The sequence below is a fragment of the Rosenbergiella sp. YN46 genome, from assembly GCF_036620675.1.
GTDB lineage: Bacteria > Pseudomonadota > Gammaproteobacteria > Enterobacterales > Enterobacteriaceae > Jejubacter.
Map to the genome: position 1 here is coordinate 70,375 of NZ_JAZHEE010000007.1, position 14,174 is coordinate 84,548.

Annotated in this window: 15 protein-coding genes; 6 read left to right on the forward strand and 9 right to left on the reverse strand. The window is 56.6% G+C overall.

Annotation, left to right across the window (positions count from 1 at the left end; translation table 11 throughout):
• The first annotated feature begins 49 nt into the window (after window positions 1-49).
• Window positions 50-1,171 carry a ribosomal protein uL16 3-hydroxylase gene (locus tag V3W49_RS08215; RefSeq protein WP_500144860.1) on the forward strand — a complete coding sequence of 374 codons (1,122 nt, stop codon included), beginning with the start codon at window positions 50-52 and terminating at the stop codon, window positions 1,169-1,171.
• A 68-nt stretch (window positions 1,172-1,239) separates the two neighbouring features.
• Here V3W49_RS08215 and V3W49_RS08220 read toward each other — a convergent pair whose 3' ends face one another.
• A complete protein-coding gene (locus tag V3W49_RS08220; protein ID WP_500144862.1) occupies window positions 1,240-1,473 on the reverse strand; it encodes a SymE family type I addiction module toxin in 234 nt (77 codons plus the stop codon).
• A gap of 453 nt (window positions 1,474-1,926) precedes the next feature.
• Between V3W49_RS08220 and V3W49_RS08225 the strand changes: the two genes are divergently transcribed.
• On the forward strand, window positions 1,927-2,151 hold the full coding sequence (locus V3W49_RS08225; protein ID WP_500144864.1) for a hypothetical protein: 225 nt from the start codon (window positions 1,927-1,929) through the stop codon (window positions 2,149-2,151).
• Window positions 2,152-2,778: 627 nt separating this feature from the next.
• Here V3W49_RS08225 and pepT read toward each other — a convergent pair.
• Entirely contained in the window at window positions 2,779-4,008 is a 1,230-nt protein-coding gene (gene pepT / locus V3W49_RS08230; protein WP_500144866.1) for a peptidase T, read from the reverse strand.
• Window positions 4,009-4,402: 394 nt separating this feature from the next.
• Between pepT and potA the strand changes: the two genes are divergently transcribed.
• From potA to potD, 4 genes are read left to right on the forward strand one after another with little or no spacing between them, the layout of a single operon-like run.
• Window positions 4,403-5,539, forward strand: coding sequence for a spermidine/putrescine ABC transporter ATP-binding protein PotA (gene potA / locus V3W49_RS08235; RefSeq protein ID WP_500144944.1), 1,137 nt, complete (start codon window positions 4,403-4,405; stop codon window positions 5,537-5,539).
• Window positions 5,523-6,380, forward strand: coding sequence for a spermidine/putrescine ABC transporter permease PotB (gene potB, locus V3W49_RS08240; protein ID WP_500144868.1), 858 nt, complete (start codon window positions 5,523-5,525; stop codon window positions 6,378-6,380). Before potA ends, potB begins: the two co-directional genes overlap by 17 nt.
• On the forward strand, window positions 6,377-7,156 hold the full coding sequence (gene potC / locus V3W49_RS08245) for a spermidine/putrescine ABC transporter permease PotC (RefSeq protein ID WP_500144869.1): 780 nt from the start codon (window positions 6,377-6,379) through the stop codon (window positions 7,154-7,156). The genes potB and potC overlap by 4 nt, the downstream gene beginning before the upstream one ends.
• A 1-nt stretch (window position 7,157) precedes the next feature.
• The gene (potD, locus tag V3W49_RS08250; RefSeq protein WP_500144870.1) at window positions 7,158-8,204 is read left to right on the forward strand and encodes a spermidine/putrescine ABC transporter substrate-binding protein PotD; all 1,047 of its coding nucleotides are present in this window, start codon (window positions 7,158-7,160) and stop codon (window positions 8,202-8,204) included.
• Between the two features lie 191 nt (window positions 8,205-8,395).
• Here the strand turns inward: potD and V3W49_RS08255 are convergent, their stop codons facing one another.
• From V3W49_RS08255 to lolC, 7 genes are all read right to left on the reverse strand, one after another.
• Entirely contained in the window at window positions 8,396-8,791 is a 396-nt protein-coding gene (locus V3W49_RS08255; RefSeq protein ID WP_500144871.1) for a putative T6SS immunity periplasmic lipoprotein, read from the reverse strand.
• A 2-nt stretch (window positions 8,792-8,793) separates the two neighbouring features.
• Entirely contained in the window at window positions 8,794-9,015 is a 222-nt protein-coding gene (locus V3W49_RS08260; protein WP_500144872.1) for a hypothetical protein, read from the reverse strand.
• A gap of 191 nt (window positions 9,016-9,206) precedes the next feature.
• Complete coding sequence (gene cobB, locus V3W49_RS08265; RefSeq protein ID WP_500144945.1) at window positions 9,207-10,028, reverse strand: Sir2 family NAD+-dependent deacetylase; 822 nt, start codon at window positions 10,026-10,028, stop codon at window positions 9,207-9,209.
• A 15-nt stretch (window positions 10,029-10,043) separates the two neighbouring features.
• Window positions 10,044-10,955, reverse strand: a complete 912-nt coding sequence (gene nagK / locus V3W49_RS08270) for an N-acetylglucosamine kinase (protein ID WP_500144873.1) — start codon at window positions 10,953-10,955, stop codon at window positions 10,044-10,046.
• A gap of 15 nt (window positions 10,956-10,970) precedes the next feature.
• Entirely contained in the window at window positions 10,971-12,218 is a 1,248-nt protein-coding gene (gene lolE, locus V3W49_RS08275) for a lipoprotein-releasing ABC transporter permease subunit LolE (RefSeq protein WP_500144874.1), read from the reverse strand.
• Entirely contained in the window at window positions 12,219-12,923 is a 705-nt protein-coding gene (gene lolD, locus V3W49_RS08280) for a lipoprotein-releasing ABC transporter ATP-binding protein LolD (RefSeq protein ID WP_500144875.1), read from the reverse strand. It abuts the gene before it with no gap.
• Entirely contained in the window at window positions 12,916-14,115 is a 1,200-nt protein-coding gene (lolC, locus tag V3W49_RS08285; RefSeq protein WP_500144946.1) for a lipoprotein-releasing ABC transporter permease subunit LolC, read from the reverse strand. The genes lolD and lolC overlap by 8 nt, the downstream gene beginning before the upstream one ends.
• Window positions 14,116-14,174: the final 59 nt, after the last annotated feature.

Here is a 14,174-nt window from a genome sequence, read left to right on the forward strand (position 1 = left end):
CATGTATACTTGGTACAAGCCCGAAACCTCACGCCGCAACGGAAAATATATGGACTATCGCTTAGAGTTAAACTGGCCCGACTTTATTCAACGTTACTGGCAGAAGCGCCCGGTAGTGTTAAAGCGCGGCTTTCAGAATTTTACCGATCCCATCACTCCTGACGAACTGGCCGGTCTGGCGATGGAAAGCGAAGTGGACAGCCGCCTGGTGAGCCATCAGGACGGTAAATGGCAGGTCAGCCACGGCCCTTTTGAAAGCTATGACCACCTGGGCGAAACTAACTGGTCGCTGCTGGTACAGGCGGTGGATCACTGGCACGAGCCTGCTGCGGCGCTGATGCAGCCGTTCCGCGCCCTGCCCGACTGGCGCATCGACGATCTGATGATCTCCTTTTCCGTGCCCGGCGGCGGCGTCGGCCCTCATCTCGACCAGTATGACGTCTTTATTATTCAGGGCACTGGCCGCCGCCGCTGGCGGGTGGGCGAAAAGACACCCATGAAGCAGCACTGCCCGCATCCCGATCTGCTGCAGGTCTCCCCTTTTAACGCCATTATCGATGAAGAGCTGGAGCCCGGGGATATTCTCTATATTCCGCCCGGCTTCCCGCACGAAGGCTATTCGCTGGAAAATGCGATGAACTATTCGGTGGGCTTTCGCGCCCCCAGCGGCCGGGAGCTGATTAGCGGTTTCGCCGATCACGTGCTGGAACACGAACTGGGCAGCCGCCGCTACGGCGATCCGGATATTCCCCGGCGTGACCACGCGGCAGATATTCTGCCGGAAGAACTGGATAAAGTGCGGGCCATGATGCTGGAGCTTATCGACGATCGCGATAGCTTCCGCGAGTGGTTCGGCGAATTTATCAGCCAGTCGCGCCACGAGCTGGACGTTACGCCGCCAGAGCCGCCTTACCAGCCGGACGAAATCTACGACGCACTCCAGCAGGGAGACGCCCTGCGCCGCCTGGGCGGATTGCGGGTGGTCAGGATCGGTGAAGAGATTTACATTAACGGCGAGCGGGTGGAAAGTCCGCACCGCCCGGCGCTGAATGCCCTGGCGGAGAGCACCACGCTTGAGGCCCGCCACTTCGGCGACGCGCTGGACGATCCTTCATTCCTGGCGATGCTGGCGGCGCTGGTGAATAGCGGTTACTGGTACTTTGCCGAATAAGCCCGGCAGACCGCGCTAAAAAATCCCGGATCAGCCATGGTGCCGGGATTTTTTTAGCGTTATTACGCTTACGGCAGCCAAATCATTATTCTGCCCGGTTCAATGTGTACCTTCACCGAACAACCGGTTTCGAATCCGGCTTCTCCCAGCCAGTGACCTTTCAGATGCAGACTGGGGCTGCGGCTGTAATACGTTGTCATTCCGGTGGTGCGATTTTCGTGACGCGTGCTGGTATATCCGACGGTCAGGTTGCGTTGCGTTTTGGAAATAGCGGGGCGTGGCTTATGATGGGTATCAGCCATAATCAACTCCTGTTTAGTTGGTTGTGGTTAGCGGCCTGTCAGTGTTCCCGCACTGGCGGGTCGCGTCTGTGATTGTGTTAGTCGGTGTTTTTCTCGCCTGTGTTTCCCTCCGAATAAAAATATCGCGCTGTTATTTTACCCTGTAATAAATCACAGTGGTGCGATGTATTTCTGCTCCCTGAATCTGCATCGCAATAATTCTATGTGTTTTCGGTGTTATTTCATTGGTGTGGGAATGTTGTCGTGATGGTTCTGTATTCAGGAAGAATATATACGCGCAGTGGAATGTTCCGTTCACCTTAAGGTTATTTTTATCTGTCGGTTCCGGAGCCGGTGAATTAACCGTGATGTGCCGTATTCCGGAGAAATATGCCGCGCTGGCGGAGGTTCCGTTCACCTTACGGTTATTTTTATATGTCGGTTGCGGAACCGGTGAACGGGCCAGGGGCTCAAATGCCGCCCCTGACAACCCGGCTTTCCGGCGTGAAAATCGCCGCTGTCGCGGGCCCCTGCGTATTCCCGCCTGCCGGACGGGTCGGGCGTGACGCCACCTCCCTGTGCCGCACGCCCTCAGCCCGACGTCCTGTCGGGCTGACCCTGGCCGTCGGAAATACTTCGGCGATTTTCAGGCCGGAGAATGTCATCACCTTTAATCTTCTGCCCGGGATTCATCCGTAAAGGTATTGTTGGTTATATTTGAGCACCCCGTCTGAAGCGATGAGAGGGATTATGCCCGGCTTAAAAAACGCCGTAGCGTTCACGCAGGGCCGGAGGAGCGACAGGATGTCGCGACAGGGTAAGGTCGCCATGGATGGCGACTCTTGCCCGTTCCGAAAAGCCCGGAGTGATAAGCGAAGGAGCCCCGAAGGGCGTTTTTTACCGCCGGGGAGCCCGGGTCGCCAGGGGGGCGGCGACTGAGCCCCCCTGGCCCGTTCTACCTGCTGTGGATTAACAGAGAAGCTGTTGCCTGAAGTGAACGGAACACTCGCCGTATCATCATATTCTGCCGCTTTTATTCTGAAACCGGGCGCCGGAGCTGCCTGTCACCCTCACCCCAGCCCTCTCCCTGAAGGGAGAGGGAGTTTCCCTGGCCCACTGCATCATCATATTCTGCCGCTTTTGTTCTGAAACCGGGCGCCGGAGCTGCCTGTCACCTTCACCCCGCCCCACTCCCTGAAGGGAGAGGGAGTTTCCCTGGCCCACTGCATCGTCATATTCTGCCGCTTTTGTTCTGAAACCGGGCACCGGAGCTGCCTGTCACCCTCCCCCCGGAACGTCCCCCTGAAAGGGAGAAGGAATCCCCCCTCAACCCGCCCGCTGAGCCGTCAACTCAGCGATACGTACAATCACCGCTACCGCTTTTTCCATCCCCTCCAGCGTCACAAACTCATGCTTACCGTGGTAGTTATAGCCTCCGGTAAACAGGTTCGGACAAGGCAGTCCTTTAAAGGAGAGCTGCGCGCCGTCGGTGCCGCCACGAATCGGCTTCATCTTCGGTTCAATACCACAATCCACCATCGCCTGACGAGCCAGCTCCAGGATATGCGGATGGGCTGCTACCTTGTCGCGCATATTGTAGTAGCTGTCTTCGATAGTCAGCTCAATGTAGCAGTCAGGATGCAGCCCCTTGCCTACCTTTTTAGCGATCTCCATCATGGTGCGCTTGCGGGTCTCGAAACGTTCGCGATCGAAGTCACGAATGATATAGTGCATTTCGGCACGCTCAACGCTGCCCTTGATACTGTGCAGGTGATAAAAACCGTCGTAACCATCGGTGCATTCCGGCGTTTCATCAACCGGCAACGCCGTCTGAATACGTGCCGCCAGCGCCAGCGCGTTAACCATTACCCCTTTTGCCGACCCCGGATGCACATTGTTGCCCACAATGCGAATACTGACTGAAGCGGCGTTAAAGTTCTCATATTCCAGTTCACCAACGCCGCCGCCGTCCACGGTATAGGCCCAGCGAGCGTTAAAGGCTTCCACATCGAAATATTTGGCCCCTTTGCCCACCTCTTCGTCAGGGGTAAAAGCGACACGGATATCGCCGTGCGGGATGTTCTGCTGTTTGAGGATCGCCAGCGCGGTCATAATCTCGGCGACGCCGGCTTTATCATCCGCGCCCAGTAGTGTTTTGCCATCGGTGGTGATCAACGTCTGGCCCAGAAGCTGATGGAGCACCGGAAACATCACCGGAGACAGCACCTCGTCGCCAATACCCAACGCGATATCGCCACCGCGGTAGTTTTCCACAATCTGTGGATTGACGTTTTTACCACTGAAATCAGGAGAGGTATCGACATGAGAAATAAACCCGACAGGCGGCACATCGCCTGCGACATTCGCCGGCAGCGTTGCCATCAGCGTGCCGCGATCGCTTAACGTAATATCAGCCAGCCCCAGCTCTTCGAGCTGCGTCTTCAGCAGCCGCAGCAGCTTCCACTGCCCTTCGCTACTCGGCACATGCCTCACGCCCGGCTTCGACTGGGTATCCAGAGAGACATAATGCAGAAAACGCTCGAGTAATTTATCCATCTATCCGCCCTCATGTTAGTACTGGCCATTATCAGGAAGGCCCCGACGATAAATATTGAGTCAGGTCACTTTTAGCCCGGCATAGTTGAAATTATTCTCTGCTACTGCGTGAGCAGCGTACAATTTATGCATTCTTAGCCGCCATCCAGAATTAAATATGGACTAAACCAACGCTAATCGCGTCCCGATTGACCTCAGGGCATTGGCGATTATTGCGGTTTGCCGTAGAATGCCTGCCCTCAGACGGTGCCCCGGACTAAAAAACCGGCGCTGACGAGGCAACTCCGGCCAGTGCCGCCGCGCATCATGCCGTTCGGGACACCGGTTTGTTATGTTCCGCACCCTGAGGGGGATACCACACACCCCGCGCCGGATTGAAGACTTGCGCGTTAATATGGGACAGAGTAAGAAATTGAATACACAGACTCGTTCACTTTCACCGCTGGTGCAACTGTCGGGAATCGGTAAAAGTTTCGATGGCAAAACCGTTATTTCCGACCTCTCCCTGACCATTAATAATGGCGAATTCTTAACGCTGCTTGGCCCTTCCGGTTGCGGAAAGACCACAGTGTTACGGCTTATTGCTGGGCTTGAAAACGTCGATACTGGGTCGATCTCTCTCGATGGCCAGGATATTACCTGGGTGCCTGCCGAGAACCGCTACGTTAATACCGTATTTCAAAGCTACGCGCTGTTTCCCCATATGACGGTATTCGACAACGTGGCTTTCGGCCTGCGGATGCAAAAATGCCCTGGCGCCGAAATCGCTCCCCGCGTCACCGAAGCGCTAAAAATGGTGCAACTGGAGGAGCTCGCTCAACGTAAACCGCATCAGCTTTCCGGCGGACAGCAGCAGCGCGTCGCTATCGCCCGAGCGGTGGTCAATAAACCGCGTTTGCTGCTGCTTGATGAGTCTCTGTCAGCGCTGGACTACAAGCTGCGCAAGCAAATGCAGAACGAACTGAAAGCGCTGCAGCGTAAACTGGGCATTACCTTCGTATTTGTGACTCACGATCAGGAAGAGGCGCTGACCATGTCGGATCGTATCGTAGTGATGCGCAACGGCAAAATCGAACAGGACGGTTCACCGCGTGAAATCTATGAAGAGCCGAAAAACCTGTTTGTGGCGCGCTTTATCGGCGAAATCAATATTTTCGACGCCACCGTTATTGAACGGGTGGATGAACAGCGGGTGCGGGCAAACGTAGAAGGCCGCGAGTGCCATATCTATGTCACCTTCCCCGTCGCTGCAGGCCAGCATCTGAAGGTACTGCTGCGCCCCGAAGATCTGCGGGTGGTCGAGATCAACCACGAAGGCGAAGCCGAAGGATTTATCGGTTACGTGCGCGAGCGTAACTATAAGGGCATGACCCTTGAATCCAATGTTGAACTGGAAAACGGCAAGATGGTGATGGTCAGTGAATTCTTTAACGAGGACGATCCCGACGTCGACCATTCGTTGGATCAGAAAGTGGCTATCACCTGGGTAGAGAGCTGGGAGGTTGTACTGGCTGATGAAGAGCGCGAATAAATTCCAGAATGTGGTGATCGCCACCATCGTCGGCTGGCTGCTGCTGTTCGTCTTTTTACCCAATCTGATGATCATCGGCACCAGCTTCCTGACCCATGACGACGCCAACTTCGTTAAGATGGTCTTTACACTGGACAACTATGCCAGGTTAATGGACCCGCTCTACTTCGAAGTGCTGCTGCATTCGCTCAATATGGCGCTGATCGCCACCCTCGCCTGTCTGGCGCTGGGTTATCCCTTCGCCTGGTTTCTCTCAAGACTGCCTGAGCGAATCCGCCCGCTGATGCTGTTTTTGCTGATAGTGCCGTTCTGGACCAATTCGCTGATTCGCATCTACGGGCTGAAGATCTTCCTGAGCACCCGTGGCTACCTGAATGAGTTTCTGATGTGGCTTGGGGCGATCGACACGCCGATCCGCATTATGTACACCCCCTCGGCGGTGATTATCGGCCTGGTTTACATTCTGCTGCCCTTTATGGTGATGCCGCTCTACTCCAGCATTGAAAAGCTCGATAAGTCGCTACTGGAAGCGGCCCGCGATCTGGGAGCCGGTAAGTTACAAACCTTTATCCGCATCATTATTCCACTGACCATGCCGGGGATTATCGCCGGTAGTCTGCTGGTGATGCTGCCGGCGATGGGGCTGTTTTATGTGTCGGATCTGATGGGCGGCGCCAAAAACCTGCTGATCGGCAACGTGATTAAGAGCCAGTTCCTGAATATTCGCGACTGGCCGTTCGGCGCGGCTACCAGCATTACGCTAACCGTGGTGATGGGGCTGATGCTGCTGGTTTACTGGCGCGCTTCGCGCCTGCTGAATAAGAAGGTGGATCTGGAATGATGGGACGTTGCCTGCGTGGCGGCTTTATGGCCGTCATTTACGCCTTTTTATATATCCCGATCGTGATTCTGATCGTTAACTCCTTTAACCGTTCACGCTTCGGCATTAACTGGCAGGGATTCACCACCCAATGGTATGAGCTGCTGTCCAACAACGACAGCCTGCTTCAGGCGGCCCAGCACTCTCTGACTATGGCGGTACTCTCCGCGACTTTCGCCACCGTCATTGGTTCCCTGACCGCGGTGGCGCTTTACCGCTACCGCTTTCGCGGTAAGCCTTTCGTCAACGGCATGCTGTTTGTGGTGATGATGTCGCCGGATATCGTAATGGCTATCTCGCTGCTGGTGCTGTTTATCCTGCTGGGCATCCAGCTCGGTTTTTGGTCGCTGCTGTTCTCTCATATCACCTTCTGCCTGCCTTTCGTGGTGGTGTCGGTCTATTCACGCCTTAAGGGCTTTGATGTGCGGATGCTGGAGGCGGCGAAGGATCTGGGCGCCAGCGAATTCACTATCCTGCGTAAAATCATTCTGCCGCTGGCCATGCCCGCGGTGGCGGCCGGCTGGCTGCTAAGCTTTACTCTGTCCATGGACGACGTGGTGGTCTCTTCGTTCGTCACCGGGCCGGGGTATGAGATTCTGCCGTTGAAGATCTATTCAATGGTGAAGGTCGGCGTTTCGCCCGAGGTGAACGCTCTGGCCACTATCCTGCTGGTGCTGTCACTGGTTCTGGTGATTGCCAGCCAGCTCATTGCGCGAGATAAAACTCAGGGGAAGTAAAATGAAAAAATGGTCACACCACCTCCTGGCGGCAGGCGCTCTTGTTCTGGGCATGAGCGCCGCCCACGCAGATGATAAAACGCTCTACTTCTATAACTGGACCGAGTATGTGCCCCCCGGCCTGCTGGAACAGTTCACCAAAGAGACGGGCATTAAGGTGATCTACTCCACCTATGAGTCCAACGAGACCATGTATGCCAAACTCAAAACCTACAAGGACGGCGCCTACGATCTGGTGGTTCCCTCCACCTACTTTGTCGATAAGATGCGCAAAGAAGGGATGATTCAGAAGATCGATAAGAGCAAGCTCAGCAACTTCCATAATCTGGATCCGGATATGCTGAACAAGCCGTTCGATCCCAACAATGACTACTCCATTCCTTATATCTGGGGCGCCACCGCCATTGGCGTTAACGGCGACGTGATGGATCCGAAGAGCGTGACCAGCTGGGCCGATCTGTGGAAACCGGAGTATAAGAACAGCCTGCTACTGACCGATGACGCCCGGGAAGTGTTCCAGATGGCGCTGCTGAAGCTGGGCTATTCGGGCAATACCACCGATCCCAAACAGATCGAGGCGGCCTATAAAGAGCTACAGAAGCTGATGCCGAACGTGGCGGCCTTTAACTCAGACAATCCGGCCAACCCCTATATGGAAGGTGAGGTGAATCTGGGCATGGTATGGAACGGCTCCGCCTGGGTAGCGCGGACTCAGGGAGGTACGCCGCTGGAGGTGGTATGGCCGAAGGAAGGTGGTATCTTCTGGATGGACAGCCTCGCGATTCCGGCCAACGCCAAAAACGTCGACGGCGCGCTGAAGCTGATTAACTTCCTGCTGCGCCCGGATATCGCTAAGCAGGTAGCGGAAACCATCGGTTATCCGACCCCGAACCTGGCGGCCCGTAAACTGCTGGATCCTGAAGTGGCGAACGACAAGTCGCTCTATCCGGACAAGGCCACAATCGAAAAAGGCGAGTGGCAGAACGACGTTGGCAAGGCCAGCGCCATCTATGAGTCTTACTATCAGAAACTGAAGGCAGGGCGTTAACTCCTTATCTTAACCCTCTCCGCCAGGGAGAGGGCCCCATACAAAGAGACATTTTCCGATGTCTCTTTGTCACGTTTTAACCCCTGCCATATCTGGCCTGGTCGTGCGCGCAGAATCCATAGCTGACAGCAGCAGGGCACAGCATCCCGCTGAGAAAAACAGGGGTAGCGCAGGGTGACAGCCTGCCAGGATTAGTCAATACGCTGGGCGTTCAGTTCAGCGCCATTCTTCCATAGCGTGAATGTTACAGAATAAATATGCACATCGGGAGGCGTAGTTATCACATCGACGTTATACGCCTTGCCTGGGGTAAATTTATAGCCGTACAGCGGCACACACTCTTTCCCTGATAGCTGCGGGCCAGTGTCACCGGAAAACTGCTTATCCTGCTCGTTAACCTGACTGCCCGCCTCGTTAATAGTTATCGAGTGGGCGCGGAACTGTCGCTGCGTCGGGAGAAGAACACAGATCGTATCGCCAATGGTCGTCACGTTAGCATGCGCCCTTTCCGGACGAGGATCTGACAGGTGGCATCCGGCTAACTGTACGGCCGTAAGCGTAACGGCCAGGGGGAATATCAGTTTCATTACTATTCCTGGTCTATTTCAGGAGGCAGTATTTTCCTGAACAGAGAAAGGGTTCCTGCGTCCACTTTACCCGAGAAACCCGCATAAAGTCCGATAGCCCCTCTCAATGTTTCCGGGCCATACGTCTTGAGTAAAAGATACTGGATGCTGTTGCCGAAGATATTACGGGCCAGCCTGATTTCGCCCAACGTCAGGCGGCGAAGTATGCCTTCTTTATCTTCCATGCTTCCCGGGTTCCTGAGATTAACAGGAAGAATACGCTAGCAAAATATCCGCCGGGCCACATCAGGATGCTACGATCTGCAGGAATTTCCGGACTAAAGGCTGCGCTGAAGTCCTGGCCGACAGCAGCGCGACAAATAGCGAAAAAACCATGGTAAATGGCGCATATAGTGCGCCCTTCACCTGGGGGCACTCACATCTCTTTCAGCAGCTTCCCGACATACATCGGCACCACTTCGCTCGCCAGACCATAGTGTTTCTCTTCAAATTCGCTGCCGACCTGGCTCGGCTCCAGGTTTAACTCCACGGTGTGGGCGCCCTGTAGCTTCGCTTCGTGCACAAAACCCGCCGCCGGATAGACGTGGCCTGAGGTACCGATGGCGATAAACAGATCGGCGCAGGCCAGCGCCTGGTAGATCTCATCCATCTGCAGCGGCATTTCGCCAAACCACACCACGTGCGGGCGCAGCCGTGCCGGGAACTGGCAGCAGTGGCAACGTTCGCCGGGCTCGACGTCCCCTTCCCGCGCCAGCACCTGGCCACTGCGCTCGCAGCGCACCTTCAGCAGTTCGCCATGCATATGGATAACATTATGGCTCCCGGCACGTTCGTGCAGGTTATCGATATTCTGAGTCACCAGCAGGAAGCGATCGCCCAGCGTCTGTTCCAGCTTAGCCAGCGCCAGATGCGCGGCATTAGGCGCAATTTCCGGTCGGGCCAGCTGGCGGCGACGCTCATTATAGAAATTCTGAACCAGCTCCGGGTTCCGCTCGAAGCCTTCCGGAGTCGCCACATCTTCAACCCTGTGCTCTTCCCACAGGCCATCGGCGGCGCGAAAGGTACGAATACCTGATTCGGCGGAGATGCCCGCGCCGGTCAGCACCACGACTCTGGGTTTATCCATAACGTCCGATCCCATTCTGTCTTTGAAAAATGCCCGCTGGCGCTGACGTTCACGCAAGCGGCGTTTGCTTCTTCGGAAACGGCTTAGCCTGTTCAGACGACGCGATTGTATAATCATCCTCTGCGGTTACTCCTTCAGATGCAAAAAAGCGGCGCCGCGCATCCCGCCCGCCCCGCCGTGGCGTGCGATCTCGATACGCGGCACCCGGGCCGCCGGCAGCAGATGGCGCGGCAGCCGCGCGGGCAACGCCTGCGCCAGCTCGGAAAAGGCGGACAGCCCGCCGCCAATCACCACCAGATGCGGATCGACAATGGTTAATAGATTAGCCATACAGACCGCCAGCAGGTCAAGGTAACGCCCAACATGCTCCCGGGCCTGGCCGTCGCCAGCCCGCCAGCGTTCTACTATCTCCGGCGCCGTCAGTGTCGCGCCGTAATAGTGTTGCCACAGCCAGGCAAAGCCACCGCCGGAAAGATAGTTTTCGATACAGCCCGACTGACCGCAGCCGCAGCGCAGCAGAGGCAGATCGCGCCCCAGAACCTCGAGCGCATCCACCGGCAGCCGGGTATGGCCGAACTCTCCGGTCAGCGAAGTCTGGCCGCTGATAATCCGGCCATTCATCACCAGCCCGCCCCCCACGCCAGTGCCCAGAATCAATCCCATCACCAGCGGATAGCGGCGAAACTCGTCGTCCCAGGCTTCAGACAGGGTAAAACAGTTGGCGTCGTTTTCAATGCGCACATCGCGCCCCAGCAGCGCGCTCAGATCGCGACTCAGCGGGCGACCGCTAACGGCGGGAAGATTGGCGGCATAGAGCGTGCCGTCGGCGCTGACCGGCAGCCCCGGAATACCGATACCGACGCAGCCCGGCTCACCGTATCGCGCATCGGCCTCCCAAACCCGCTCAGCCAGAGTATGCACAAAGCGCGAATAGTCGCCATGAGGCGTCGGTACGCGAGTTTCATGCACCAGATGCCGCCGGGAATCATAGACACCGAAGGCGATTTTACTGCCGCCGATGTCAAAGCCGTAAAACATGCCCTCTCCTCGCCGTTACTGGCCGCTCAACACCCGGGCGGGGTCAATATTACTGGCGCGCCGCGCCGGATACCAGCTGGCAAGCAGGCTCAGCACCAGCGAGGTCAACAGCACCCAGAGCACATCCATGACGTGCAGTTCAGACGGCAGGAAGTCGATAAAATAGATATCGCCGGACAGGAAATGATGCCCGGTCAACCTTTCGATAAACCGGATAATATCGGTTAAACGGAAGGCAACCAGCACGCCGATAATCACCCCAACCACGCTGCCCAGCAGCCCCGCCAGCAGTCCATACCAGACGAAAATGGCGCGAATCAGCCCATCTTTCGCCCCCAGGGTACGCAGTACCGCGATATCGCTGCTCTTATCCTTCACCGCCATCACCAGGGTGGAGACGATGTTGAAACAGGCCACGCCAATCACCAGCACCATCGCCAGATACATAATGGCGCGAATCATCTGAATGTCGCGATACATATAGCCGTAAGTGCCAATCCAGCTCTTGATATAAACGTAGGCGTTAGTCACTTTGCCTGCGTCGCGCACCAGCTTATTGGCGTTAAAGACATCGTTAACCTTGATAGCGATACCGGTGACGCTGTCCCCCATATCGAGGTAATTCTGGGCGTCCTGCATCGGTACCATGGCGAAGCTGTGATCCAGTTGGCCGCTCAGTTGCAGAATACCGGCGATCTGCAGGCGCACGCGTTTAGGCTGCAGCAGCTTCTTACCACCGTCGGCGTTATCAGGGATCATGATCGATATCCAGTCTCCCTGCTTCACCTTCAGCGCATCCGCCACCCCTTTGCCCAGGATAATCTGCTGGGCGCCGGCGTGGAAATTGCGCCAGGCATTATGCTGAACGAACTTCGGCAGGGCGCTCAGATGCTGTTCCTGCTGCGGATTAACTCCCTTTACCTGGATAGCGCGCAAACTGGCACCGCTTTCCACCAGACCGGTGAAGTTGATATAAGGCGCGGCGGCGACAATACCTTTCACTTTTTCCACCCGCCCCAGCACGTCGTTCCAGCCGCTAAACGGCTGGTGAACCGGCTCAATTTCGCCATGGGGAACCACTGCCAGGATGCGGTTATTCAGCTCACGCTCGAAGCCGTTCATGGCGCTTAAGCCTACGATCAGCACCGCCACCCCCAGCGCGATGCCAACGGTGGAGATCACCGAAATCAGCGATACCATACCGCTGCGTCGCCGACCGCGGCTGAAGCGCAGCCCAATCAGTAACGAGAGAGGTGAGGCCATTTACTCTGCCCCCATCAGCGTCAGTTCGTCACTCAGATGACCATCGCGCATCTCCAGCCTGCGGGTCATGCGACGTGCCAGATGCAGGTCGTGCGTCACCACCAGAAACGCGGTGCCCTGGCGAACGTTCAGTTCGCCCAGCAGCTCGAAGATGGCATCGGCGTTACGGGCGTCCAGATTGCCGGTTGGCTCGTCCGCCAGCACCAGACGCGGCTGATTAACCAGCGCGCGGGCGATAGCGACGCGCTGACGCTCCCCGCCGGACAGCTCCGAGGGGCGGTGATCGGCGCGATGCTCCAGCCCTACCGCCGCCAGCATTTCGCGGGCGCGGTTTTGTGGCTCATCCCCTTTTTTATGGCCGATTAGCAGCGGCATCGCCACATTTTCCAGGGCGGTGAAGTCCGGAAGCAGATGGTGAAACTGATAAATAAATCCTAACTCGCGGTTACGCAGTTCAGCTTTGGCCGCCGAAGTCATCGAGGCCAGAGAGCGGCCGTCAAAAATCACATCGCCGGAAGTCGGCGAATCCAGACCACCCAGCAGGTGCAACAGGGTGCTCTTACCGGAACCGGAGCTGCCGACAATCGCCATCATTTCGCCGTTGCCGATGCTGAAGCTGACATCGTGCAGCACGTCTGTCTGCACTTTCCCCTCCTGGTAGCGTTTGCACAGTTTGTCGCACTGCAACAGGACAGAATTACTCATAACGTAAAGCCTCAGCGGGTTGAGTGGCGGCGGCGCGCCATGACGGATAAAGCGTGGACAGCAGAGCGATAGCCATCGCCACCAGCGCGATGCCCACCACCTGCAGGGGTTCAATAGCCACCGGGAGCGCAGCGCCGTCAAGGACGGCGCCAATCACCGGCATCAGATTATTCAACTGGCTGGCAAGCAGGGTACCCAGCGCGGCACCCAACAGCGCGCCAATCACGCCCGCGCTGGCGCCCTGCACCATAAACACCGCCATAATCTGACGGCGGGTCAGCCCCTGGGTCTGGAGGATAGCCACTTCGCCCTGTTTTTCCATCACCATTAGCCCCAGCGAGGTGATGATATTAAAGGCGGCCACGGCTACGATCAGACTCAGCAGCAGTCCCATCATATTTTTTTCCATCCGCACGGCCTGGAACAGTTCGCCTTTGCGCTCACGCCAGTCCTGCCAGTGAGCCCCTTCCGGCAGCTTCTGCTGACTGAGGCTGTCCACCGCCAGCGGCTTGTCCAGATAAAGGCGCCAGCCGGTGATATTGCCGGTCGGATAGCGCATCAGGCGTGAGGCATCCTGGATATTGACCAGCATCTGATAACCATCCACCTCGCTATTGGCGGCGAAAGTGCCGATCACGGTGAACAGGCGCTGGCTGGGCACTCGTCCCATCGGGGTAAACTGGCTGGCGGAAGGTACCATCACGCGGATACTGTCGCCGGGACGCACGCCGAGCTGACCGGCGAGCTGCTCGCCGAGAATCACGTTATAGCGCCCTTTTTCCAGCTGTTGCTGTTTCACGTTCATAAGCCAGGGCGTCAGCGGATCCTTTTGCTGCGGATCGATGCCCAGCATCACGCCTACGGCCACGTTATGGGGGCTTTGCAGCACCACATCGCCGGTGGTCAGCGGCGATATGCGCGTGACACCCTGTAACTTTAACTGGCTTGCCGGAAATTGTTCGGGATTCACTGAGCCTTTGTCAGAGGTAATCAGCGCCTGAGGCATCAGCCCCAGGATGTTGTTTTGCAGCTCGCGTTCAAAACCGTTCATCACTGACAATACCGTCACCAGCGCCATCACTCCCAGGGTGATGCCGATAGTGGAAAGCCATGAGACGAAGCGACCGAAACGATCCGCTGCTCGCCCACGCATATAGCGCAGGCCAATAAATAACGCGACAGGTTGATACATGAAGTCCGTGTAACCGCGATTTGGCAAATGAACAGGCAGTATATAAGCGATACGGTAGC

Bases quoted from the DNA above. Each gene is read 5' to 3' on its own strand.
- potA (WP_500144944.1), top strand. From the start codon at position 4,403: ATGGGACAGAGTAAGAAATTGAATACACAGACTCGTTCACTTTCACCG.
- potC (WP_500144869.1), top strand. From the start codon at position 6,377: ATGATGGGACGTTGCCTGCGTGGCGGCTTTATGGCCGTCATTTACGCC.
- lolC (WP_500144946.1), bottom strand. From the start codon at position 14,115: ATGTATCAACCTGTCGCGTTATTTATTGGCCTGCGCTATATGCGTGGG.
- lolE (WP_500144874.1), bottom strand. From the start codon at position 12,218: ATGGCCTCACCTCTCTCGTTACTGATTGGGCTGCGCTTCAGCCGCGGT.
- nagK (WP_500144873.1), bottom strand. From the start codon at position 10,955: ATGTTTTACGGCTTTGACATCGGCGGCAGTAAAATCGCCTTCGGTGTC.
- V3W49_RS08225 (WP_500144864.1), top strand. From the start codon at position 1,927: ATGCCGCCCCTGACAACCCGGCTTTCCGGCGTGAAAATCGCCGCTGTC.
- pepT (WP_500144866.1), bottom strand. From the start codon at position 4,008: ATGGATAAATTACTCGAGCGTTTTCTGCATTATGTCTCTCTGGATACC.
- potB (WP_500144868.1), top strand. From the start codon at position 5,523: ATGAAGAGCGCGAATAAATTCCAGAATGTGGTGATCGCCACCATCGTC.
- lolD (WP_500144875.1), bottom strand. From the start codon at position 12,923: ATGAGTAATTCTGTCCTGTTGCAGTGCGACAAACTGTGCAAACGCTAC.
- potD (WP_500144870.1), top strand. From the start codon at position 7,158: ATGAAAAAATGGTCACACCACCTCCTGGCGGCAGGCGCTCTTGTTCTG.
- V3W49_RS08260 (WP_500144872.1), bottom strand. From the start codon at position 9,015: ATGGAAGATAAAGAAGGCATACTTCGCCGCCTGACGTTGGGCGAAATC.
- V3W49_RS08255 (WP_500144871.1), bottom strand. From the start codon at position 8,791: ATGAAACTGATATTCCCCCTGGCCGTTACGCTTACGGCCGTACAGTTA.
- V3W49_RS08215 (WP_500144860.1), top strand. From the start codon at position 50: ATGGACTATCGCTTAGAGTTAAACTGGCCCGACTTTATTCAACGTTAC.
- V3W49_RS08220 (WP_500144862.1), bottom strand. From the start codon at position 1,473: ATGGCTGATACCCATCATAAGCCACGCCCCGCTATTTCCAAAACGCAA.